This is a genomic window from Spirosoma fluviale (assembly GCF_900230225.1).
GTDB classification, from domain to species: Bacteria; Bacteroidota; Bacteroidia; order Cytophagales; family Spirosomataceae; genus Spirosoma; species Spirosoma fluviale.
In genome coordinates this window covers 335989-358560 of sequence record NZ_OCNH01000001.1, presented here as the reverse complement: position 1 = coordinate 358560, position 22572 = coordinate 335989, and the positions used below count along the sequence as shown (strand labels likewise).

Here is a 22572-nt window from a genome sequence, read left to right as displayed (position 1 = left end):
TTATATGATTTAGCTGATTCTGTTGGTCTCTGCAATAGCTACAAAATCCTGTAAATCATATGAATCCCATAAATCCCGGTTCTGATTACTCTTCACCCCTTACCTTAAACAGTCTCTTCAACCACCCTTTCTTTTCTTCGGCTTCTTCTTTCTGCTCCTGATCGGTGAGCTGGTATTTCGCCAAAGTCCGTAAATCCGGCTGTCCGGCATCGACCCAGCAGGTGTACCAGAAATCGCCGACCATCTTTACGGACGCCCGCATCTGGCGCTCCACCTGCCCCCGTAACCGTTCGTGGTACTGTCGCGAAAAATCTGCCGAATAGACCTTGGCAGTAATTCCATTTCGCTCTTCGAAACCATATTTACGAGTCTCCCCTACCTGCTCCGTCAATTGCTGTTCAATGTGCAATACGGAATCTAAGGCCGCATTGGCATTGAATACAGCCCGCCAGGCTGCTTTTTGTGGAGAGTAAAGATACTCCGCCTGCCCGGTCAGGAAATCGTAGTTTGTACTGAACAGCTCCGGAAGCCTCGACTCCCAGAAACCATGAATACCCTGTTGATTTGTCAACTGTCCGTTGTAATTGCGGGTTGTATGCAAGGGTACATTGGCATCGGCAATATAATGGCCTAAATCGGCAGCTACGCGTAGAATTCGCCGTACATCCCGTTGCCTGAAGGCTTCCGTTAGCTGGTACTTTGTGAGTTGTATCTGCCAGGGAACCAACCCATGTAACGCCAGCGAGTCTTCGCCATACCGATCTGTAGCGTCCTTATAATAGCGAGGCAATGTTGCGCTTGTTGTATCCGGATAAGCATCCAGATCAATAAAGTGGCGCGGTGCTTCGCCTATAACTGCATACCGACGTTTGTCGGGGTTGACCGCATTATCAGATAAAAAGTTGATGTGCTTCTTAAAGAATGCCATCATATCGACGGGCAGCGTAAATACCGCCAGCCGATTGATCTGCTGATGCGCAAAGAAGCCCCAGAGTGGACGCTCCCAGAGTGGACGTTGCCAGCCGGGCCGACGTTCGCCGGGCCGACGTTCGGCTGGATGGCCCCGGAGTGTCGGCTCCCGGCGGGGCTGTTCTGAACTAATAACACCACTCTCCAGCAACAGATTACCCGGTTTTCCCGCTGCGAAATGACTACCGTGAACGCGATTAGCGAAAAAAAAAGTGACAAAAATTAGTAACCAAATAAAACGTTTGTACATTTGACAAAACATGGTACTATTCAGGAAAAATATTTAACTATTCACTTAAAGCACCATGCAATTCAAAACAAAATTTGGTCAAACTAATAAATCTTCGAATATCATGAATGCCAAGTCAAAGGGATATACCCTAATCGTTGTGTTACTCTGTGCTTTTGCTTTAACAATCTATGGTGCTTACTCACCCGCTAGAAAAGCTCAGAAACAGCAAATTGTGTGTGTAAAATTCAAAAAAGGGGTCGAAAGTGCAGCAGTTGAGCAGCATATGAATGGTTTTGCTTCCTTAAAGCATGAAATTCCACAGATCGTTGGTTATACGTCTGGTAAGACAATTTTGCCAAACCAGGCCGTTTCTGAGTATGACGTTGTCCATTATCTTACGTTTCAGTCGGAAGCCGATATAAAAACGTTTGAGAACAGCGCAGCCTACAAACAGTTCGTCAAAGAAAATGACGTTATTTGGGAAAAAACGTTGACTGTCAACGCCGATATCCGGCAGTAAGGTCAAGTAAATCAAAGAATTTCGGTTGGAACTATTGGTTGTTCCAACCGAAATTCTTATTTTTGCGCCCTCATATCGCGACAACGATCTCATTTTATATACCAATGGCAAATCACAAGTCATCAAAAAAAGCAATCCGGTCGAGTGCCAAGAAGCGCCTGTTGAACCGCTACCAGCACGTTACGACCCGGAACATGGTGAAAAAACTCCGTACCACAACCGACCACGCAATGGCCGTTGAACTGTATAAAGCCGTCTCTTCTGCTTTAGACAAACTCGCTAAGCGTAACATCATTCACAAAAACAAAGCGTCGAATAACAAGTCGAAACTGGCTCGTTTAGTGAATGGTCTGAAAACGGCTCAAGCTTAATTTCAGTCAGTCGTTGTTAAATTGTTCGGCGTTGACCAACAACGGATAATTATTTCGGCAGATATAAGTCATTCGAAACCTTACCTTTTTGTGGGTAAGGTTTTTTTGTGCACTTTGTAAACGAAAGCAGCACCGTAATTGACTTATACTCATGTCCTATCCAACTTCCGGCACCATTCAAAGCTGGGCCGAAGAAGACCGTCCGCGGGAAAAACTCATGCTCAAGGGCAAAGCCGCCCTGTCTGAAGCCGAACTTATTGCTATTTTGATCAACTCCGGTACGGTTGACCTGACGGCAGTGGATGTAGCCAAAATCATCCTTAAAAGCGTTAATAACAACCTGAATGATCTGGCTAAGCTAAGCATTAAAGACCTCTCGAAATTTCGGGGAATTGGCGAAGCGCGGGCTATCACCATTATTGCAGCCCTTGAACTGGGGCGTCGACGGAAGGAACAGGACCGGCCACAGCGGGCACGGGTTACCTGCTCGCGGGATGCCTACAACGAGATGATTCCGCACCTAATCGACAAGCCCCACGAAGAGTTCTGGATTTTGCTGATGAACCGTGCCAACGAAATCCTGCGTCCGGTTCAAATCAGTACGGGGGGTGTATCGGGTACCATTGCCGACCCGAAGCTAATTTTCAAACAGGCCATCGAACACCTGGCCTCGTCCATGATCCTGTTTCATAATCATCCATCGGGCAACCTGACACCCTCTCAGGCCGACAAAGATTTAACCCGTAAGCTGAAAGACGCCGGACGTCTGCTGGACATTCCGGTTCTCGACCACCTGATTTTTACGGACAAAGCCTATTATAGTTTTGCCGACGAAGGGATTTTGTAAAGTCGTCAGGACAAGCGCAGGCCCCGCATCACCTCAGCCCGACTAAGCTGCCGAATGTCGCCTGGCATCATGTCGTCGGCGGTCAGACTTTCGATTGCCCAGCGTACCAGCCGCAGCGTAGGAAATCCTACGGCCGCTGTCATCTTACGAACCTGCCGATTTTTACCTTCGTGCAGGGAAATGGATAACCACGAAGTGGGAATACTCGCCCGAAACCGAATAGGCGGATTTCGCTCCGGCAAGTTCGGCTCCTCAATCCGAATGGCTTTTCCGGGCAAGGTATCGTATGCTTTCCCATCGACGGAGATCGTAACTCCTTCGGAAAGCCGTTGGCAGGCCTCATCCGTCAAAGCCCCTTCCACCTGCACATGATAGGTTCTGTTATGCCGGAATTTAGGGTTCAGCAACCGGTGGTTAAGCTGTTTATCATTGGTCAGCAGCAATAACCCCTCACTATCCGCATCGAGCCGACCAACGGGATAAACATCGGTCGGAAAGTCGAAACCCAGATCAGCCAGTGTTTGCTTATGGCCCTCTTTGCTAAATTGAGAGAGCATGAGGTAAGGTTTGTAGATTAGGAAATAGTCAGACCCAGGATTCATGTGATTAAATTGATTTAGCTGATTTTCTAGTTAAAGCTGTCTTCTCATGTCAAGACAATCAGTTTAATCCTATAAATCCAGGTTCAGACAAACCGGACAATGGTCCGCATGAACGGCATCGGGCAGCATGGTGCAGTCGATAATCTGGTCGCGGAGGTTGTCGGTAACGGATGCGTAGTCGATACGCCAGCCTTTGTTGTTGGTTCGGGCACCGGCGCGGTAACTCCACCAGCTATACGCTACATCGGTGGGATGTTTATAGCGAAAGCCATCGGTCATGCCACTTGCAAACCAGCTGTCCATCCACGCCCGCTCTTCGGGCAGAAAACCGGTTGTGTTTTTATTCCGGACAGGATCATGGATGTCGATGGCGGTATGCGCAATGTTGTAATCGCCTACGACGATAACTTTAGGTCGTTCTTTCCGTAGGTCCTGGACAAACTGATAGAAATCGCGCAGAAACTCCATCTTGACACCCTGCCGAATCTCGCCGGTTGTGCCGGAGGGGAAATAGCAGTTCAACAGCGTCAGATCGCCGAAGTCCGTGCGAAGAATTCTGCCTTCACAGTCATAAACGGGTAAACCACAACCCAGCACTACATTCGTTGGCGCTATTTTTGAGAATGTCGCCACGCCGGAGTATCCTTTCTTCTCGGCCGCATGCCAGTGGTATTGATAGCCCAGTTGTTCGAATACGGATAAATCGACAACGTCGGTTGTGGCTTTAACTTCCTGAAAGCAAAGAATATCGAATTGATTTTGGGCAAGCCAGTCAATCAGACCGTTGCGAATAGCCGCCCGGATGCCGTTTATGTTGTAGGAAATGAGTTGCATAGTTGTCTAACCGCAAAGTCGCAAAGGTAAGCGCAAAGAACGCAAGGGTGAAATTTTGTATCCCCTGCGTTCTTTGCGCTTACCTTTGCGACTTTACGGTTATTTTAATTACGATACCAATTCACCTTCATTAGGAACTGCTTTCTTTTTATCAGAAAACAACAGCACAAAGATGATCAATACCGCAGCGGCAATAGCGGCCGGAACAAGCCAGACAGCCAGCCAGTCTTTCGTACCATCCGGGCGGGTGTACATATCGAGCACGATACCCGATAGTTTGGAACCGATGCCCATGCCAATGCCGTATGTAGCGAGAGAGATTAGCCCCTGCGCCGACGATTTGATTTTCTCTCCCGCTTTGTTGTCGGTATAAATCTGACCCGTTACGAAGAAGAAATCATAGCAAACACCATGTAGTACGATGGCCAGATACAGCATCCACTCGCCGGAACCACCATCGCCATAGCCGAAGCAGATAAACCGGACAATCCAGGCCACCAGACCTACAATGAGCATTTTCTTAACGCCCAAACGCGTATAGGCCAGCGGAATCAACAGCATGAATATTACTTCCGAAGCCTGTCCCAGCGACATTTTATTCTCTACATTCTGCATACCGCCATCCGTCAGCGAGGGGTTGGCCATGGCGTAGTAGAACGAAAGGGGAATACAGATCAGAACGGACGACAGGAAGAAGATGGCAAACGACCGGTCTTTAAACAATTTGAAGGCATCCAGACCCAGAATCTGGGAGAACGACGTCGATGCAGTGGCTTTGGGGGGCGTATTGGGCAGGAAGAAGGAGAAGACACCCAGTACAACCGCCGAATACATGGAAAGTTGGAAAATGGTCACCTTATCGCCGAAACCATAATAGCCCACAATGTTGGTAACGATAATCCAGGAAACCGTACCCAGCACCCGAATACCCGGAAACTCTTTCTCAGGGACACTCATCTGCTGCATCGCAATGGACGCCGTGAGGGCCAGCGTAGGGGCAAAGGTGAGGCAGTAGGCCAGAATGAGGTAGAAAAAATTATCGGGGTTGGTATTTTGCGTGATGAAGTACAAAACGATTGCGCCCAGCAGGTTCAATACGCCCAGCACTTTCTGAGCGGCAAAATAACGGTCGGCAATCATACCGACGAAAAAGGGAGCGATGATCATGGCCAGTGAAAAAGCCGCATAGGCATTCCCAACCTGATCGCCCGTTGCATGAAGTTGTGTAAGGAGGTATTTACTCATCTGACCGTACCAGGCTCCCCAGACAAAAAACTGGAGAAACATCATGACGGACAGCTTGACGCGGGTCGTTGACAGCATCGTAGAATAGGTAGTTAAGGTTTAAGCCAATGAAGGTAAGTAACGCCCGTCAGCCCTGCAAGCCGACTAGCCTCGAAACTTACCGATGGCGCAAAAATGAATTTCAATCTTTTTATCCAAACTGCTACTTGCCGTACGTTATACAAGGCAGGTTCAGTAACTTTACGAACTATCTGACTAATCTTTTTGCATGAAAAAGCAACTCATTACCCTTGTGGCACTTGTTGCCATTCCGGCTTTATCCTTTGCGCAGACGGCCGATGAAGTAATTAATAAAAACATTGCGGCTGTAGGCGGTGCCGACAAAATAGCCGCTGTAAAAACGGTTCAGTTCGAGCAGAGCATGAGCGTTATGGGCATGGACATGAAGGGCAAAGTATCAACTGTTATCGGCCAGTCATCCCGCAACGATATCTCCGTCATGGGTCAGCAAATGACGCAGGTGGTTGATGGCGATAAAGGCTGGGCCATTAACCCTATGGCTGGTAGCTCCAGTGCGCAGGCCCTTCCCGACGATCAGGTAAAAATACAGAAAGCCAATACCTACATCATTGGTACTGAACTGGCTACCGCTAAGATCAACAAATACCCGGTTGAACTGGTAGGCAAGGAAAAGCTGAATGACAAAGATGTATTTAACCTGAAAGTAACGCGCCCCGAAGGCGTTGTCAATTACTTTGTCGATGCAGCAACGTATCAATTGGCAGGCAGCAAAGCCACCATTAGTGTACAGGGGCAAAGTGGTGAAATCAAATCACAATACGGCAACTTCAAAACGATTGAGGGATTAACCCTGCCATCAACCATTGAGCTCAACAGTCCGGCCATGCCCGGTGCCATTACCATGACGGTGTCGAATATCGTCTTCAACCCTAAAATTGATTCGACTATTTTTGCCATGCCTAAGTAATCGACACTAATTTCCTGTCAAAAGAGCCGTAACGTCTACGGCTCTTTTTTTATGAGCCAACTATTCACTTGTTTTTTCTGCTTTTTACCGAAGCGAATTCCGATATTTGAGGATTAGACAACCTGATTCGTATGCAGCACCCTCTCCTTGTTAAAACCGCTTACCGAATGCTTTTTCTGGCATGTGGTGTAGCAACTGCCCAGGCTCAGTCGAGCCCAACGCCCACCCTCAGTGGATTTGTGCCCGCCCGGCAAGTCGCGCAGGTTAAACTCGAAAGTGACTTCAAAGCCAGACAATCAACAGCGGCTTTCAAAGCCCATCTCGAAAAGCTCAGTAGTGTACCGCACATCACGGGTTCGAAGGAAAACGAGCAAGTGCGGGATTACATTGCCGAAACCATGCGCAAGGCGGGTTGGCAGGTAGACATCTACCCCCACGATGTACTACTACCCAAAGGCCCCGGCGAGATTGCCGTGGAAGTGGTCGAGCCGGTACGACAACCGCTGAACATCCGGGAGTTTCTATTCAAGGAAGACAAATACAGCAGCGACCCACGACTCACCCCCGGCTACAATGCCTGGTCGGGTTCGGGTGACGTAACGGCTGAGGTGGTGTATGCTAATTATGGCCGGAAAGAAGATTTCGAGCAACTGAAAGCCATGGGCATTTCGGTGAAGGGGAAAATTGTAGTCGCCCGGTACGGCGGAAACTTCCGGGGCTATAAAGCGCAGTTTGCCCAGGCCGATGGTGCTATTGGCGTTATCATCTTCACCGACCCGGCCGACAGCGGCTACATGCGCGGACTGACTTTTCCCGAAGGCCCGTATTACAGCGAGAGCGTTATTCAGCGGGGCTCATTACTAACGACGCCCTATACTGGCGATCCGCTCACACCGGGCGAAGCGGCTTTACCGATGGACGCCAAGAATACGCCTAAGCGGCTCGACCAGAATGCCGTAGGCCTGCACAAAATACCGGTAACACCCCTCCCCTACGGCTCAGCTACCGAAATCCTGAAACGCATGGCGGGGGCTAGACCCGTTCCCGCTGGCTGGCAAGGCGGCTTGCCGTACACCTACCGACTGGAAGGCGGACCCGCGTTGAAAGTACGCCTAATGGTGAAACAGGAGAATACGATTCAGCGCATTTATCAGGTTGTCGGCACACTGACCGGCTCTGAATTTCCCGACGAGTGGATCATTGCCGGTTGCCACTACGACGCCTGGTCGTACGGTGCTACCGACCCGAACTCGGGCACAGCCATGTTACTGAGCATGACCGAAACGATGGGTAAGCTGGCCAAAGCCGGTCAGCGCCCCCGCCGAACCATTAAAGTGTGCCATTGGGATGCCGAGGAGCCGGGGGTAATCGGATCAGCCGAATGGAGCGAACAGTTTCGCGATGAGCTGTCGCAGAAGGCTGTTGCTTATATGAACTACGACGCGGCTGTATCGGGCCGGACGTTTGGCGCCAGTGCGTCGCCGTCCATGAAGAAACTTATTATCGAGGCTACGCAGGCCGTGCAATACCCTGACTCCAATAAAACGGTATATCAGCACTGGATGAGCAAAACGGCGGCAGGGAACCCAACCCGCGTAACGGGCTCCTCGGCTCCGGCACAGGTAGCGGGCGAACCAACCATCGGTAATCTGGGCGGTGGCTCCGACCATATTGCACCCTACATGCACATCGGTATACCGTCGCTCAGTGCAGGCATGGAAGGGCCAACGCTCTACCATTCGCAGTACGACGATCTGTATTTCTACGATAAGTTTGCCGACCCGACCTACAAAATGGGACCAATGATGGAGCAGGTTGTGGGTACGATGACCATGCGGCTAGCCAACGCCGACCTAGTACCCTATGACCTAGCCCGCTACCCAACGGATCTGGCCGTTCACCTGAAAGCCGCCGAACGAGCCATTCAGGCGTATGCGCCCACGTATTCGATCAATCCCCTTCTCAACGTAGTGGCTGATTTGAAAAAGAACGCCGATGCCTGCGAACTCGCCCGACAGAATTACCTGAAAAGCGGCCGAACGGATAAACTGGCAGAATTGAACAAGGAGTTGCGCCTGCTGGAGCGATCGTTCATCGACCCGAAAGGCAACGCTTTTGGCGGTTGGTATAAGTCACTTTACGCGTCATCGGATCCCAACAGCGGCTACGCATCCTGGATGTTGCCGGGGCTGTTGTATGAAGCGTCGCTTAAATCAACGAAAAACCTGCCTGATCTGGAAGCCCGGTACAAAAACGCCATTCAAACGCTTAGTGATAAATTGCTCGTCCTGTCTCAAGGCATGGCCGGACCGGCGGCCGTGGGAAGCAGTAAATAATGGATAATGAAAAATGGATAATGTAGAACAGGGTTTACCGCTGTATCCTGCATTATCCATCTTTCATTATCCATTTCCTAAATTTTAACCGTTGGTTTGGCGTGTTCAGGTTTGAGAACCACCACGTCGCGGACGGCACCACCGGCGTTGATCTTTTCAACCATTTTGTCGAGCAAAGGCGTAGCCCAGTTGGGAATATACTTATCCGTTGTTTCGATCAGCACTTTGGGAAAGTCGTATAGGGCACGGCCCAAACCGAACTGCACCGCACAGCGCTTCATGGCGTCGCTGATCCCCCCTTTCACGGGTTCAACGCTGGTGCGGCTGGCACCATCGGTCTTCCGAACGATTTCGCCACCGGGCAAAATGGCCGTAATCGTGCAGAGGAAACCACCCTCAATTTCCTTGATTTCATTCTGCCAGCCTGCCCAGCCAAATTGTTCATCGAAGCGCTGCATGACACAGCGGTTAGTGATGTAGGGCACCACAATAATCTTCTGACCATCTTTGGTCTGGCTTTGTACCCGCCACTCAATTTCATGTACAGTAAGGGGGGCATTTATTACGTTCAGTTCCATTCGTTTTTATTTGTTGTTTACTTGTTCATTCATAAATCTGCCGTCGATGACTAATTGCCACTACTTCGACAATTAACACATCATCCTGAATATCGTAGATGATTCTATAGTTACCTTTACGAATACGATATCCCGAACGACCTTTCAATTTCTTGCACCCCTCTGGTCGTGGCTCTTCGCCTAATTTTTCAATGGCGTCTAATAGCGTATCGACCACCTGATCAGGTAATTTATCTAATTGCTTTTGCGCTGTCTTCGTTAAAATAACTGTGTATTCAGCCATTCGCCCGTTGCCGTTTCTGCCTATACTCAGCCAACGAAATAGTTGGCTCCTTTCTGGCTTTCACTTCGTCATATAGCTTGATGTCATCCAGCTCTTCCAATTCCTCTAAAACCTGCTGCCACTGTTGAATAGGCAAGACTACCGAAACACGTTTACCATGCTCATCGGTAATGTATTGGGGATGGATTACTTTATTCACGATATACCAGATTACGTTAAAATCACTCCGCCATTTTCAGCAACTCGTTCAACTTCAGAAGTGCTTCAATGGGTGTTAGACGGTTTACGTCAATGGAACGTAACTTTTCTTTGATGGCTTCGGATTTGGGGTCGCCGGATTCGATGATACGCAGGGCCAGTTCCCGCTCCTGGGGTACCGCTTCCCGAATTTTCTCTTTGTTCGTTTCCCGGTTGTGCGACGACTCCAGTTGCTTCAGAATCTCATTGGCCCGCGTTACAATCTGGGCGGGCATACCAGCCATTTGCGCAACGTGAATGCCGAAACTATGCTCCGAACCACCTTCCTTCAGTTTGCGCAGGAAGATCACTTTGTTGCCAAGCTCTTTTACCGACACGTTGTAGTTCTTAATGCGCGGGTTATCCGTTGCCAGATCATTCAATTCGTGGTAGTGCGTCGCAAAGAGGGTTTTGGGGCGGCAGTCGGTCTTGTTGTGCAGATATTCGGTGATGGACCAGGCAATCGACACACCATCGTACGTACTCGTTCCCCGACCAATTTCGTCCATCAGAATCAGGCTTCGCTCACTCAGGTTATTGAGGATACTGGCCGTTTCGGTCATTTCGACCATGAACGTACTTTCTCCCCTCGACAGGTTATCACTGGCTCCTACACGGGTAAAGATCTTGTCGACAATGCCGATTTCAGCCGATGATGCCGGTACAAAACTCCCTGACTGTGCCATCAGGACAATGAGGGCCGTTTGGCGCAACAGCGCCGACTTACCCGCCATGTTTGGCCCCGTGATGATGATGATCTGTTGCGTTTCGTCGTCTAAATAAACGTCGTTGGGAATATAGGGCTCGCCGGGGGGTAGTTGCTGCTCAATGACGGCATGTCGCCCATCTTTAATATTCAGCACTTTGCTTTCATTGATAGATGGCCGAACGTATTTGTTCTTGACCGCCACCCGCCCGAATGAAGCCAGCACGTCCAACACCGACAATACACGGGCGTTCTGCTGAATAGCCCCCACATACTCACCAGCGGCCAGCACCAGCTCGTTGAACATCCGGGCTTCGATCTGAAAAATCTGCTCCTCAGCGTTCAGAATCTTCTCTTCGTACACTTTCAGTTCGGGTGTAATGTACCGTTCGGCATTGACCAGCGTTTGCTTCCGAATCCAGTCTTCAGGCACCCGGTTTTTATGCGCGTGGGTAACTTCCAGGTAATAACCAAACACCTTGTTGTACGCTATTTTTAGGGACGTAATGCCCGTTCGCTGTACTTCGCGTTCCTGCAACTGCAACAGATAATCTTTCCCCGAGTATGCAATGGCCGTCAGTTCGTCCAGTTCGGCGTTAATACCCGACTTGATCATACCTCCCTGATTTGACAGAGCCGGAGGGTCTTCGCGGAGTTCGGTTTCAATACGGTCGAGGAGGAAAGCTACCGGATTAAGCTGATCGGCATATTTTTTTAGTGAGGCCGACTCATTCTGGCTCAGTGCCGTGATCAGTAACTCCTTTATCGGGAGCACGTGCTGCAGCGACCGTTTTAGTTGGAGCAACTCACGGGGGCTGATACGCCGAACGGCTACTTTAGAGACCAGTCGTTCCAGATCACCAATTTGCCGCAGGTGACTCACCATCGTATCGGCCAGATCGAGGTCGTTTACCAAAAGCTCAACCATGTTAAGTCGCTCGTCGATCAGGGCTTTTTCCTTGAGCGGCAGGTTCAGCCATTTACGAAGCAGCCGGGCACCCATGGGCGTTACCGTCTGGTCGAGAATCTGGATCAGCGGCACCCCTCCCTCCTGCTGGGCGGCTGTCAGTTCGAGGTTGCGGATGGTGAAACGGTCGAGCCACACGTAACGGTCTTCTTCGAGCCGGGTAACGCGCGTGATATGCTGAAGGTCTTTATGTTCGGTTTCGTTGAGGTAATGTAGAATGACACCAGCCGCGATAATGCCATCGGGTAGCCCCTCAATACCGAATCCCTTAAGCGAAGTAGTCTGAAAATGCTGTTTCAGGAAATTATACCCGAAGTCGTAGGTAAACGCCCAGTCTTCGAGGGTGTAGGTATGAAACTTATCGCCGAACAAACTCCCGAACTCCTGCCGGTTGCGTTTGCAATACAACACCTCCGATGGGTTGAAGCTTTGCAGGAGTTTATCAACATAGGCCGAGTTTCCCTGCGAGGCCAGGAACTCGCCCGTCGAAATATCCAGAAACGAGATACCGAACGTATCATCCGCCTTGCCGAAATGAACGGCGGCCAGATAGTTATTACGCCGGGTGTCGAGTACGTTATCATTGAATGAAACGCCGGGCGTCACCAACTCCGTAACGCCCCTTCGCACGATGCCTTTGGCTACGGACGGATCTTCCAACTGGTCGCAGATGGCTACACGTTCGCCCGCCCGAACGAGTTTGGGCAGGTGCGTATCGAGCGAGTGGTGCGGAAAACCGGCAAGTTCTTCGTTGGCCCCACCGTTGTTGCGTTTGGTAAGGGTAATGCCCAGAATTTTGCTGGCCCGGACGGCATCTTCACCGAAGGTTTCGTAGAAATCACCGACACGAAAGAGGAGCAGCGCACCCGGGTATTTGGCCTTAATCTGGTTGTATTGGCGGTTGAGGGGCGTTTCGTTTTTCTTAACCTGAGGCTTTGCTGCGGTGGTTGATTTCACTGATTTTCGTTGGATTGTCGTAAACAAAAATAGTAAAATTTACCGAGAAAATGGCCATTTTTCGCCTTATTACAGGCCTTAACCGTAAACAAAACACTTCACTATGACGGGCAGCCCAGACCTATCGCTTCCACTAAAAGCGAGCTTCAATCCAATCATCCGGACGTATTTGTTATGGTATGTAGCCTTTTTTATGACTATAACTATCGTCGGCATTTTGTTCCTCCCATTTTGGCTTCTGGGGGTTGGGCAATGGTGGAGTCATCATTACTTTAACAACCTGGAATGTGAACTATCCGACCGGTCGCTACGCTTTAAAAAAGGCATTCTTGTCCAGGTTGAGAAAACGATTCCGCTCGAAAACATACAGGATGTTACTTTTGTAGCGGGGCCGGTGCTGCGCTATTTTGACCTTTGCATCCTGAAGTTTGAAACAGCCGGACAAAGTCAGCATCAGGCCAATGACATGAAGTTGATTGGCATCATCGATGCACAAGCCTTTCGAACGCATATCATTGAGCAGCGGCAAAAGTTGATGACTACTCAGCCCACCCTTCCTGTTACGTCAGATACGGCTCTTTTAACGGAAGTGCGCGATACATTGAACGCCATAAAGCAATTACTACAGCATCACCTTGACCAGAACAAATCGTAAATCTGCTTATGAACGATTTTACCAATAGTCCGAAGCTCCAATATGGCTTCTCATCAACGATTTAACAGTATCTCAAATGCCCCCTCGTAAACTCGCCCTCGACGAACTCAACCGCCTGTCGGTTGCCGACTTTAAAGACGCCGACAAATTCCCGTACTGCCTGATCCTGGACGACGTCAGAAGCCTGAACAACGTTGGATCGGTGTTCCGAACAGCAGATGCATTTCGGGCGCAGAAAATTTATTTATGTGGCATTACAGGCCAGCCCCCTCACCGGGATATTACAAAAACAGCCCTGGGCGCTACCGAATCGGTTGCCTGGGAGCACGTACCGGATGTAGTATCTTTAGTCAGGCAATTACAAGCAGATGGCTGGCTGGTTGCGGCAGTCGAACAGGCAGATGGCAGTACGTCGCTGGCTGATTTTAGCCCGGAGCCAAACAAACCGTATGCGTTTGTGTTGGGTAATGAAGTAACAGGTGTTTGTGATGAGGTTGTTCAGGCGGCTGATCTGGTGCTCGAAGTTCCTCAGTTTGGGACCAAACACTCGCTCAATATTGCCGTTACGGCTGGTATTATTTGTTGGGATTTCCTCCAAAAGAAATAACAAAAACTTAACATTGGGCTTTAGATTGTCATAAAAATTTCGTATTTCTTTGTAGATTTTTTTCATTCAAAATTCCCATGGCAAATAAGACCGCAAAAACGAAACAGAAAACACTGGCAGCAGACATCGTCAGTTCGATAGAAACCAAACTTGCAGAAGCAGGAACGGCTGGTAAGAAGGTAAAGAAATCCATCGAAAAATCGGCGGAGAAACTAGCCAAGAAGCTGACCAAGCTCATGCAGAAGGCGGAGAAGAAAGCAACCAAGCCGGTTAAATCCGTTGATAAGAAAGTAAAAAAGGAAGCCACGAAAGCTAAGAAAAATGCGGAGAAAGCAGATAAAAACGCTAAACGAACAGCTAAGAAAGCCGCTGCGTTAGCTACAGTATCTGAAGCTGTAGAGTCAGCAACAACAACTACGCCTGCTGCAGCGCCCAAAAAGCCAATTACGGCACCTAAGCCTCCAGTGCCAAAGGCTGCCCGCCCGTCGCGGACTACAACCGCCAGCGCACCAACTCCAGCCGAAGAAGCAGCAACGGAGAATTTGTAAAATGCCTCCCAATATACGTCTGACTGAAAAGCCCGCTAGTTGCGGGCTTTTTTTGTAAGGCATAGACCTTTACGAACCTTGCCGTGTGACATTTACCAATAGACAACGTCTACTTTACGGCTGTTTGAATTCAGGTTTTTACTAATCCACAACGGCGCTATGTTCCACCGTTCTACTGCCGTTCCTTTATTAACTTTCGCTATTTTGCTACTAATACTGGCCGGTATTCTGGTGGGTACTGGTGTGGTTTTTCAAGAAGCCACTCCGTCAATGCGCTCCCTAACATGGGTTGGTCTAGCCCTAACGGCTCAACTGCTTATTGGCTATGGCTTATGGTGGGTGCTTCGTCAGCGGCAACAGGCTATGGAAACAGAAGTGCTTCATTCTATAGTACACGAGTTTCAGACACCTGTTACTGCCATTCGAATGGCTGCCGACATTCTGAGTTCACCCATTGCCCGTAATCATCCGGAACGCACAGACAAATATGTTCGGATTATTCTCGAAGAAACCGAACGCCTTCAACATCAGGTAGAAACGATGCTTACCCTGGCGCGGGCCGACCGAAATACCCTGTCACTTAATCCGGAACCCATTCAACTTCACCAGCTGCTTCATTCGGTAGCCGAACGGCATGGTGACTACCTGACGCTGGACTTACCCCATGCCGATCCCTATATTCTGGCCGACCGTATCCATTTTACCAACGTACTGTATAACCTGCTGGATAACGCGATCAAATACAGTTCGACCAAACCAGTTATACTGATACAGACCCAGCTAACCAGCGATGGGCTAACGATTATGGTTCGAGACCGGGGGGTAGGTATACCGTCAAATTTAATTTCTCAGATTTTCCAACCGTTTTTTCGCGTTCATGACCGCAACCAACCCAGTGTAAAAGGGTTTGGGCTGGGACTAAGCTACGTACAACGAATTGTCAAATCCCACAACTGGGCAATCTGGGTAAAAAGCGAATTAGAAAAAGGTAGTGAGTTCATTATTCAGATTCCATCTTCCGCTCTTTTGCCTTTTCCCGTTTCCAACGTGACTACAAATCATACCGTTTAGAGAGCCTCCTCAACATAATGGCCCGCTACCAGACTGGTAGCGGGCCATTGCGCGTTTGAACATACGGGTAAACCTTACTTAGCATTGAGCCCTACGCTGGCTTTCGTAACTTTCATTACGCCGTTCATCAGTCGCCAGTGGCCGGGGAATGTACACACGAACGGATAATCGCCGGGTGTTGCCGGAGCGGTGAACTTAAGCCGGAACGTTTGGTCGGGGTTTACCAGCGGTGTCGCGGCAATAATCTGCGAAATCGAGGGCACATAATTTTTCTCAGCCCCATCTTTCGCCGTGATTAGCTTATCGGCGGCATTGCCAATGATCTCCATGCTCTTCGGTTTACCGATCACCAGGTTGTGCTGCATAGCATCCGGATTCTCCAGCACGATCTCCACCTGCTTGCCTGCCGTTACGGTAAACTCTTTCTTATCGAATCGCATCTCTTCGCGTACCGTTTTCATCCGGATTACTTCGACGTTCGGATCGACGGGTTCGCTTTTCGTCAGGCCCCAGGCTTCGTAGAGCCGCCCCAGACGCGTGCGGTTATCAGCCGAAACGCTGCCGGTCAGGCTTGCCAGAAATGACTTGTCGGCATCACGAACCTGCGCTGTCTGCTTCATATTCCAGCCTTCCGACACACCCTTAACGATGGCTTCACTCTGGGCTGCGTCCAGCTTCTGGGTCTGACGCAGTAACGCAATCACCGAATCGACCGGCGCAACCGACGCATAGCTGCGTGTGGCCCGCTCAAGGGCATAAGCACTCAGGCTTTGCGGGGCGCGGTAGGTTAAGGTGTGCGTGGCGTTGTTATTTTGCTCATTACTCTCGGCAATGGTGTTTTCCCGGTCGAGCATCACCGAAATGGTATAATCGCCCGCCCGTTCAAATAGTACGCCCATATCGCCAACCCAGGGACCGTTGTTTGACTTGCTGATGGTGACGGTTTCGCCGGGTTTGATACCCGTGTTGTGGGTCACACTCACAAAGTTGATTTTAGCTCCCTCCTGCTCTCCTTTTGGCCCCTCGATACGAACGGTCATTGGAATGGATACGCCTTCCGGAATGGCGACTCCGCCCGCATTGGTCACATCGACAAAAATGCGCGCTCCCTCCCGAACCGATGGCGATTCGGGCGTTGTCCGAACGGCGGCCACGACCAGGTCCGGCTGATTGCCAGCGGGGGCCGATGCCGTTTTGGGCATTGGCGCACTGGGGCCGTGTCCTTTGTCGGCGTGGGTGCTCATGTCATGCGCCGGTTTGGCGGGCGCAGGCGAACTTACCGCGATCTGTTTCAGGTACGTTTTAAGCAGTTGCCCATCATTGCCGGTCAGGGCGCAGGCAAACGCATCGGGCAACCAGCGGTCATTGGTTTCGCTGGCTTTATCCAAACGAGCCAGAATAGCCTGTTGCACCGTCTTGCTCTGTGGCGCTTCGGTGAACTTCAGGAGTGTGTTCAACACAACCAGCGGCTCTTTATCGTTCAACAGATTGTTTTCCAGTAATGCGGTGGCAGCCTGGCTGGTTGGCGGCATGACCTGAATTGCCGTTTTTCGAACGCTGGCAACCGGATGTTTCAGCGCCTGATTAACGGCAGCGGTTGCGTTCGCATCCGACCCGTTCAGTACACCTAATCCGTGTAATGTCCAGAGCGCATGAATGGCGGCCGGGTTGATGCCGATTTCATCCACCGACTTATCGTTCACCAGGGCAATCAACTGCGGTACAACATCTTTGTTATTCCGTTCGATCAGCAGACGCTGCGCGGCCATCCGCCAGAACATGTTCGTGTTTTTAAACGTAGCAACCAGTTCCTCCGGGCGACTTTTGCTCAGGGTCAGTGGCGTGTAGGCCGGTGCGTTTTTGTAACCGACGCGGTAAATCCGACCGTGGGTGAAATCGCGCAAGGGCGTTTCATAGGCGTTACCCAACCCGTTGGTAGCCCCTTTAGGCGTGGGATTATGCTGAATAATGAAACTATACCAGTCAACCACCCAAACGGCTCCGTCCGGACCTACTTCGGCAAAAACGGGCGCAAACCACTCATCGGCACCGGCCATCAAGTTAAACCCTTCGGCATCTTCGTAGTTAGTACCGCTTTTCTGCATTACGTTCTGGTGCAGGATGTGGCCGGTTGGCTCAGCAACGAACGCAATATTGTTCCAGTATTTTTTCGGGAAAGCCCGCGCCGTGTAAAAGTTATGCCCGGCGGCTGCCGTAAACCCACCGAACACATCCACCTGCCGTACTTTTTCGGTGATGGGCTTCATGTCCTTGTGGGTATCGGTGCTGCGACTGCCGTTCTCCCGAATGTGGGGAGCGCCGTGGAAATAACGATTTGGAATGGCCATGTACCAGCCGTGCGAATTGTTGGCCGTCGACCCGAAAATATCGCCCGTTTCAGTAAAGCCCAGCCCCCAGGTATTGTTGGAGGTGCTGGTTACGTATTCGAGTTGCGACCCATCGGGACCATCCAGTCCGGGCTTGAACCGGAAGAAGCCCTGACCGAACTTCACGCTATCGGCACCAACTTTTCCTTTGAAACCGGAATAGCCTACGCTTCCCCAAATCCAGTTATCGAAACCGTAGTGCAAATTACTCGGTCCGGCGTGGGTATCGTACGTACCGAAACCCGTAAAGACAATCTTCTTCACGTCGGCTTTATCGTCGCCGTTGGTATCCTGCAAAAACAGCATGTGCGGTGCCTGCGATACGTACAGACCACCATTACCAAATGTCATTCCGGTTGGAATGCTCAGCCCTTCGGCGAAGTTGGTGAACTTATCCGCTTTACCGTCTTTATCGGTGTCTTCGCAGATCACAATGTAATCGGAGCCACCTTCGGGTTTGCGTTCATTCGGATAGTCTTTCGTGATCAGCGCATACAGCCGTCCGCGTTCGTCCCAGGTCAGCGCAATGGGGTGCATTACGTTTGGTTCGTGAGCAAACAGATCGAGGGTAAAATCGACCGGCACCTGAATATGCTTCATCGACTCCTCCGGCGAAAGTGGCTTCTGCTGCAACTGCACTCCCGGACGTTTCTCGTAGTTCGGCAGGTTGGCTTCATGATACGCGAATGCCTGCGGCTTCAGGTCATCATGCAATTTTTTAACCTTGTCGCCCACGGCCCATAAAATACCGCGTTCCAGCAACTGCTGAAAGCCGGGCTGGCTCCAGGTCCGCTCATCGTGCCCATAGGCTGTGTAAAACACCCGCCCCTGGCCGTATTGGCGAGTCCAGGTGTACGGTTCTTCTTTAACCCCCGGCTTGTCCGATGCCTGACTGGGCATAATATCCCGAACGGCCAGCACATTATTATCAGCCTGTAGGTGGCTGTGCAGGTACGTTTCGTCGTACGCTTTGAACGACGGCAACCCCGCTACAATTGGGTTGTTGGGCTGGGTAAAGCGCGTTTGGATCGTATCCATCTTATGCCGCCAGAATTGCCCGCCAACAACTTTGTCGACGTATTCAGTCGAGTTGCGGAAGCAATACGAGGCACAGTGAACAGGAATCAGCCCTTTTCCGGACGACACATAGTCGAGAAGGGCTTTCTCCTGCGGTTTTCCGATACTATCCCAGTTAGCAAAAATCAGCAAGCCGTCATACTTATTCAGATTGTCGGCGTTCAGATCTTCCAACTTATCGGTATAGGTGATATTGATGCCTTTATCACCCAGTGCGGCCATGATTTCCGGCACCCGTTCGATAGGCCGGTGATGACCGTTATCGCCCAGAAACAGAATCTCTGTCCGACGGGGAGCCGACTGGCTCGATTTTGTCGACTCCTGCCGGACAGCCGTGTTGGGAGCCGATTGTCGGGCACATTGGGCGAGAGCCACAACTACCCCAATTGCTGTGAGTATTTTTTTCATAGACTATATCAAGAGCCGCCCGGACAGGTGGCGTTATAGGTTAAAATCCGGTAACTTAATGAGCTTCCCACCCTGTAAAGCAGATTCATGCGCCAGTATACCAACGCTTGTCCAGTTAGCCGACTGAGCCGCATTCGGGAACGGATCGCGGTCGTCAATAATGGCCGAAACAAACTCATGAACCATGTGCGGGTGCGAGCCGCCATGACCGCCCCCCTGCGTAAACGACAGGTGTTGCTGCTCATCGGCATCGTACACCCCTTTGGTTGTAAATCCGGCAATTTCGGCTGGTAACAGCCGTGCATAATCAGGCACCGTTACTTTTTCAGGAATCTCCGGCTCCGGCTTTTTGGCGGTATGAATAACAGGCTGCTCGTCTTCGATCAACTGCCACTCAAACGACTTTTTATCGCCGTATACTTCAAAACTTTCCCGGTATTGCCGGGCTACGTCGAACAGCGATCGGTACACATAGGCCGACAAATCGCTGTCCTTGAACTTAATATGTGCTGACTCCACCGCAAACGGCGAGTTATGAATCTTGGCCAATTCCTCGCGAATCGTTCCCGAACCGAAGCAGGACACATAGTCGGCCTCAAGTTTGAGTAAACCCGCTACGGGACCTACACAGTGCGTTGCATAGTGCATGGGGGGTAAACCCGGCCAGTAATCGGGCCATCCGTCCATATCCTGCTGGTGGCTGGCTTTCAAAAACTGAACCTTACCCAGTTCACCCGTTTCATACAATTCTTTAACGAACAGAAACTCGCGGCTATACACCACGGTCTCCATCATCATGTATTTTTTGCCCGACTCCTTACAGGCTTTTACGATTTCCAGACAATCTTCAACGCTGGTTGCCATAGGCACGGTGCAGGCTACGTGCTTACCGGCGCGTAGTGCTTTCAGGCTCTGTTCGGCGTGGTTTGGAATTGGGGAGTTGATGTGTACCGCATCGACGTTTGGGTCGGCCAGCAGTTCATCGTAGTTACTATACCGCTTTTCAATGCCATAGGCATCGCCAATCTCGTTGAGCTTTTCGACGTTGCGCTGGCAGATCGCGTACATGTTTGTATTCGGATGCCGCTGGTAAATGGGAATGAATTCTGCCCCGAAACCGAGGCCAACAATTGCGATGTTAATCATTGTTAAAGAGTGTAAGAGTGAATAAGCGAAAGAGCGAAGGTTGCATCGGGTGGCCTGAAAAGAGCAAAGCTACAAAGCGAGTATTTCGCTCTTTGTTTCTTCCGCTCCGGTTCGGCGCTCCGATTCGCTCCTTAATTTTATAAACGCGAGCCCATCGACCGCCAACTGTTCGGGCGACTCGAACATGGGCCGGAAGATATGCGTTGCAGAAGCCAGTTCGGGTGGGTTTGGACCAAACGCTTCAATGGCAATCGGGCCTTCGTACCCAACCTCCTGTAAGGCGGCAAACACTTCCTCAAAATTAATATGCCCCTGACCCGGCGTTGATCGGTCGTTCTCTGAAATCTGCACATGAACCAGATAAGGCGCACACTTCCGTAAGGCATCGCCTATGCTTTTCTCCTCCATATTGGCATGGAAAGTATCGAAGGCCACCCGGCAATTGGGATGGTTGACCGCTTCGACGTAGCGAACCACCTCATCAGCACAGGTGAGCAGGTACACTTCAAACCGATTGAGGTATTCAATGGCCAGCGTAACGCCCTGGGTTTGGGCGTATTCGGCTACCTCACGCATACCCGTGACGGACCAGTTCCACTCCTCGGCGGTAGCGGGCTTACCCGTAAACTGCTTGAAGCCTGCGTATAGCGGACCCATCAGAATAGATGAACCGGCAGCCCGTGAACAATCGACAACCTGCTTCAGATAGGTAACGCTTGCCTGTCGAACGGCGGGATCCGGACTGATCAGGCTGTGTTCGGGGCCACATATCGTACAGGTTTGTACGCCAATTTCCAGCTGACTGAGTTGCTGACCAATGCGCTGCCATTTCTCAAGACTGACATCGTTGACCGGTAATTCGACAAAGTCGAAGCCAGTTTCTTTCAGAAAAGTAAATGTATTGGATAGGTCTTCGTCCATAGACATTGTCCAGACGAACATATTCATTCCTAACTTATTCATATTCGTTCCATAAAAAATCAAACAAATATAAATAGTAGCTAAATTTGTGTTTTGGCTTTTCTTGCCGAATACCGACTTTATTTTTACACGTATTACAAAAAATATACGTCATTTGTGTTAAAAATCAGCAATTGAGTGAAACAGCCTCTTCGTAAAGACCTTGAACCCGTCGCGGCTTCATTCATCGTAAAAGAACTGGTGGAGCCCCACTTCGACCCAAATTGGCACTTCCACCCACATTATCAGTTGTTTCTGGTAGAAAAAGGGACGGGCACTCGCTTCATTGGCGATTCGATAAAGCCCTTTGGCCCCGGCGACCTGGTTTTTCTGGGCCCGAACTTACCGCACCTCTGGCGTAGCGATCAGGTGTATTTTGACCGGCAACCGGGTCTAACTTCAGATGAGTTAACAACGCGTGGCATTGTCGTCTATTTCACGGAGGACTTTCTGGGTCCTGACTTTTTCGAAAAGCAGGAAATGGCTCCGTTACGGCAGTTATTGAATCAGTCGCGGCAGGGGCTTGAATGGATGGGACCAACGCGTAGCCAGACCGCCACGGCCCTGAAGAATTTGTCAAAACAACCGGTGGGGTTCCAGCGCGTTATGAGTTTATTAACGCTCTTGAATGACCTTACACGGGCTACTGACTTTCGCTATCTGACCAGTCCGGGGTATACAAATACAGTCAAACCCGCCGAAACAGATCGAATGCAACTGGTTCATGATTACGTACTTGGACACTTCCCGGACGATCTCAGTCTCGATACCGTTGCCGATCTGGCAGGTATGACATCGCCAGCTTTTTGCCGGTATTTTAAAGCAAGGGCGAATAAAACGTTTTCGGAGTTCGTATCCGAAGTTCGTATCGGTCATGCCTGTAAGCTGCTCATGAACGGGAAGCTGAACATTACTCAAATCAGTTTTGAGAGCGGCTTTAGGACCTTGTCGAACTTCAACCGTCAGTTCAAAGACATTACTGGCCAAACGCCCTCCGGCTACGTCAAAACGTACCGGCGCTTGTGAAACAGGTCTTCAAAA

The 22572-nt window shown here is 50.3% G+C and carries 21 protein-coding genes; 10 read left to right on the top strand and 11 right to left on the bottom strand.

The window, feature by feature from the left end:
* Nucleotides 1-85: 85 nt before the first annotated feature.
* Nucleotides 86-1219, bottom strand: a complete 1134-nt coding sequence (locus tag CRO74_RS01520; RefSeq protein WP_097124242.1) for a zinc dependent phospholipase C family protein — start codon at nt 1217-1219, stop codon at nt 86-88.
* Nucleotides 1220-1322: 103 nt separating this feature from the next.
* Between CRO74_RS01520 and CRO74_RS01515 the strand changes: the two genes are divergently transcribed.
* The 3 genes from CRO74_RS01515 to radC all read left to right on the top strand — a co-directional run bounded on the left by CRO74_RS01515 (nt 1323) and on the right by radC (nt 2939).
* Nucleotides 1323-1721 carry a Dabb family protein gene (locus tag CRO74_RS01515; protein ID WP_097125971.1) on the top strand — a complete coding sequence of 133 codons (399 nt, stop codon included), beginning with the start codon at nt 1323-1325 and terminating at the stop codon, nt 1719-1721.
* Nucleotides 1722-1825: 104 nt separating this feature from the next.
* Nucleotides 1826-2092 carry a 30S ribosomal protein S20 gene (gene rpsT, locus CRO74_RS01510; protein WP_012925140.1) on the top strand — a complete coding sequence of 89 codons (267 nt, stop codon included), beginning with the start codon at nt 1826-1828 and terminating at the stop codon, nt 2090-2092.
* A gap of 151 nt (nt 2093-2243) precedes the next feature.
* Nucleotides 2244-2939 carry a RadC family protein gene (radC, locus tag CRO74_RS01505; RefSeq protein ID WP_097124241.1) on the top strand — a complete coding sequence of 232 codons (696 nt, stop codon included), beginning with the start codon at nt 2244-2246 and terminating at the stop codon, nt 2937-2939.
* A gap of 5 nt (nt 2940-2944) precedes the next feature.
* On the opposite strand, the gene CRO74_RS01500 is transcribed toward radC, so the two are convergent.
* From CRO74_RS01500 to CRO74_RS01490, 3 genes are all read right to left on the bottom strand, one after another.
* Complete coding sequence (locus CRO74_RS01500; RefSeq protein ID WP_245877727.1) at nt 2945-3496, bottom strand: pseudouridine synthase; 552 nt, start codon at nt 3494-3496, stop codon at nt 2945-2947.
* Between the two features lie 114 nt (nt 3497-3610).
* A complete protein-coding gene (locus tag CRO74_RS01495) occupies nt 3611-4375 on the bottom strand; it encodes an exodeoxyribonuclease III (RefSeq protein ID WP_097124239.1) in 765 nt (254 codons plus the stop codon).
* A gap of 108 nt (nt 4376-4483) precedes the next feature.
* The gene (locus tag CRO74_RS01490) at nt 4484-5698 is read right to left on the bottom strand and encodes a nucleoside permease (RefSeq protein ID WP_097124238.1); all 1215 of its coding nucleotides are present in this window, start codon (nt 5696-5698) and stop codon (nt 4484-4486) included.
* Nucleotides 5699-5888: 190 nt separating this feature from the next.
* On the opposite strand from CRO74_RS01490, the gene CRO74_RS01485 reads away from it, so the two are divergent.
* Both CRO74_RS01485 and CRO74_RS01480 read left to right on the top strand, forming a co-directional pair.
* Entirely contained in the window at nt 5889-6608 is a 720-nt protein-coding gene (locus CRO74_RS01485; RefSeq protein ID WP_097124237.1) for a DUF4292 domain-containing protein, read from the top strand.
* A gap of 131 nt (nt 6609-6739) precedes the next feature.
* On the top strand, nt 6740-8944 hold the full coding sequence (locus CRO74_RS01480; protein ID WP_097124236.1) for a M28 family peptidase: 2205 nt from the start codon (nt 6740-6742) through the stop codon (nt 8942-8944).
* Nucleotides 8945-9021: 77 nt separating this feature from the next.
* Here CRO74_RS01480 and CRO74_RS01475 read toward each other — a convergent pair whose 3' ends face one another.
* The 4 genes from CRO74_RS01475 to mutS are packed head-to-tail and all read right to left on the bottom strand — an operon-like array spanning nt 9022 to nt 12672.
* A complete protein-coding gene (locus tag CRO74_RS01475) occupies nt 9022-9522 on the bottom strand; it encodes a Rad52/Rad22 family DNA repair protein (protein WP_097124235.1) in 501 nt (166 codons plus the stop codon).
* A gap of 25 nt (nt 9523-9547) precedes the next feature.
* Nucleotides 9548-9805: a type II toxin-antitoxin system RelE family toxin gene (locus CRO74_RS01470; protein ID WP_097124234.1), complete on the bottom strand. Its 258-nt coding sequence runs from the start codon at nt 9803-9805 to the stop codon at nt 9548-9550.
* Nucleotides 9798-10004: a RelB antitoxin-like protein gene (locus tag CRO74_RS01465; protein WP_097124233.1), complete on the bottom strand. Its 207-nt coding sequence runs from the start codon at nt 10002-10004 to the stop codon at nt 9798-9800. Before CRO74_RS01465 ends, CRO74_RS01470 begins: the two co-directional genes overlap by 8 nt.
* Nucleotides 10005-10026: 22 nt before the next feature.
* A complete protein-coding gene (mutS, locus tag CRO74_RS01460; RefSeq protein ID WP_097124232.1) occupies nt 10027-12672 on the bottom strand; it encodes a DNA mismatch repair protein MutS in 2646 nt (881 codons plus the stop codon).
* A 103-nt stretch (nt 12673-12775) separates the two neighbouring features.
* Here mutS and CRO74_RS01455 point away from each other — a divergent pair, with 103 nt between their 5' ends.
* From CRO74_RS01455 to CRO74_RS01440, 4 genes are all read left to right on the top strand, one after another.
* On the top strand, nt 12776-13327 hold the full coding sequence (locus CRO74_RS01455) for a PH domain-containing protein (protein WP_097124231.1): 552 nt from the start codon (nt 12776-12778) through the stop codon (nt 13325-13327).
* A gap of 76 nt (nt 13328-13403) precedes the next feature.
* Nucleotides 13404-13934, top strand: coding sequence for an RNA methyltransferase (locus CRO74_RS01450; RefSeq protein WP_097124230.1), 531 nt, complete (start codon nt 13404-13406; stop codon nt 13932-13934).
* A gap of 77 nt (nt 13935-14011) precedes the next feature.
* A complete protein-coding gene (locus tag CRO74_RS01445) occupies nt 14012-14482 on the top strand; it encodes a hypothetical protein (RefSeq protein WP_097124229.1) in 471 nt (156 codons plus the stop codon).
* 204 nt (nt 14483-14686) lie between these two features.
* Entirely contained in the window at nt 14687-15553 is an 867-nt protein-coding gene (locus tag CRO74_RS01440; RefSeq protein ID WP_245877726.1) for a sensor histidine kinase, read from the top strand.
* A gap of 74 nt (nt 15554-15627) precedes the next feature.
* Here the strand turns inward: CRO74_RS01440 and CRO74_RS01435 are convergent, their stop codons facing one another.
* The 3 genes from CRO74_RS01435 to CRO74_RS01425 form a co-directional block, all read right to left on the bottom strand.
* Nucleotides 15628-19425: a PVC-type heme-binding CxxCH protein gene (locus CRO74_RS01435; protein ID WP_097124227.1), complete on the bottom strand. Its 3798-nt coding sequence runs from the start codon at nt 19423-19425 to the stop codon at nt 15628-15630.
* Between the two features lie 33 nt (nt 19426-19458).
* Complete coding sequence (locus tag CRO74_RS01430) at nt 19459-20571, bottom strand: Gfo/Idh/MocA family protein (protein ID WP_097124226.1); 1113 nt, start codon at nt 20569-20571, stop codon at nt 19459-19461.
* A gap of 69 nt (nt 20572-20640) precedes the next feature.
* Nucleotides 20641-21534: a sugar phosphate isomerase/epimerase family protein gene (locus tag CRO74_RS01425; protein WP_097125970.1), complete on the bottom strand. Its 894-nt coding sequence runs from the start codon at nt 21532-21534 to the stop codon at nt 20641-20643.
* Nucleotides 21535-21669: 135 nt separating this feature from the next.
* On the opposite strand from CRO74_RS01425, the gene CRO74_RS01420 reads away from it, so the two are divergent.
* On the top strand, nt 21670-22557 hold the full coding sequence (locus CRO74_RS01420; RefSeq protein ID WP_097124225.1) for an AraC family transcriptional regulator: 888 nt from the start codon (nt 21670-21672) through the stop codon (nt 22555-22557).
* Nucleotides 22558-22572 lie beyond the last annotated feature (15 nt).

Bases quoted from the DNA above. Each gene is read 5' to 3' on its own strand.
- CRO74_RS01520 (WP_097124242.1), bottom strand. From the start codon at position 1,219: ATGTACAAACGTTTTATTTGGTTACTAATTTTTGTCACTTTTTTTTTC.
- CRO74_RS01515 (WP_097125971.1), top strand. From the start codon at position 1,323: ATGAATGCCAAGTCAAAGGGATATACCCTAATCGTTGTGTTACTCTGT.
- rpsT (WP_012925140.1), top strand. From the start codon at position 1,826: ATGGCAAATCACAAGTCATCAAAAAAAGCAATCCGGTCGAGTGCCAAG.
- radC (WP_097124241.1), top strand. From the start codon at position 2,244: ATGTCCTATCCAACTTCCGGCACCATTCAAAGCTGGGCCGAAGAAGAC.
- CRO74_RS01500 (WP_245877727.1), bottom strand. From the start codon at position 3,496: ATGCTCTCTCAATTTAGCAAAGAGGGCCATAAGCAAACACTGGCTGAT.
- CRO74_RS01495 (WP_097124239.1), bottom strand. From the start codon at position 4,375: ATGCAACTCATTTCCTACAACATAAACGGCATCCGGGCGGCTATTCGC.
- CRO74_RS01490 (WP_097124238.1), bottom strand. From the start codon at position 5,698: ATGCTGTCAACGACCCGCGTCAAGCTGTCCGTCATGATGTTTCTCCAG.
- CRO74_RS01485 (WP_097124237.1), top strand. From the start codon at position 5,889: ATGAAAAAGCAACTCATTACCCTTGTGGCACTTGTTGCCATTCCGGCT.
- CRO74_RS01480 (WP_097124236.1), top strand. From the start codon at position 6,740: ATGCAGCACCCTCTCCTTGTTAAAACCGCTTACCGAATGCTTTTTCTG.
- CRO74_RS01475 (WP_097124235.1), bottom strand. From the start codon at position 9,522: ATGGAACTGAACGTAATAAATGCCCCCCTTACTGTACATGAAATTGAG.
- CRO74_RS01470 (WP_097124234.1), bottom strand. From the start codon at position 9,805: ATGGCTGAATACACAGTTATTTTAACGAAGACAGCGCAAAAGCAATTA.
- CRO74_RS01455 (WP_097124231.1), top strand. From the start codon at position 12,776: ATGACGGGCAGCCCAGACCTATCGCTTCCACTAAAAGCGAGCTTCAAT.
- CRO74_RS01450 (WP_097124230.1), top strand. From the start codon at position 13,404: ATGCCCCCTCGTAAACTCGCCCTCGACGAACTCAACCGCCTGTCGGTT.
- CRO74_RS01445 (WP_097124229.1), top strand. From the start codon at position 14,012: ATGGCAAATAAGACCGCAAAAACGAAACAGAAAACACTGGCAGCAGAC.
- CRO74_RS01435 (WP_097124227.1), bottom strand. From the start codon at position 19,425: ATGAAAAAAATACTCACAGCAATTGGGGTAGTTGTGGCTCTCGCCCAA.
- CRO74_RS01430 (WP_097124226.1), bottom strand. From the start codon at position 20,571: ATGATTAACATCGCAATTGTTGGCCTCGGTTTCGGGGCAGAATTCATT.
- CRO74_RS01425 (WP_097125970.1), bottom strand. From the start codon at position 21,534: ATGAATAAGTTAGGAATGAATATGTTCGTCTGGACAATGTCTATGGAC.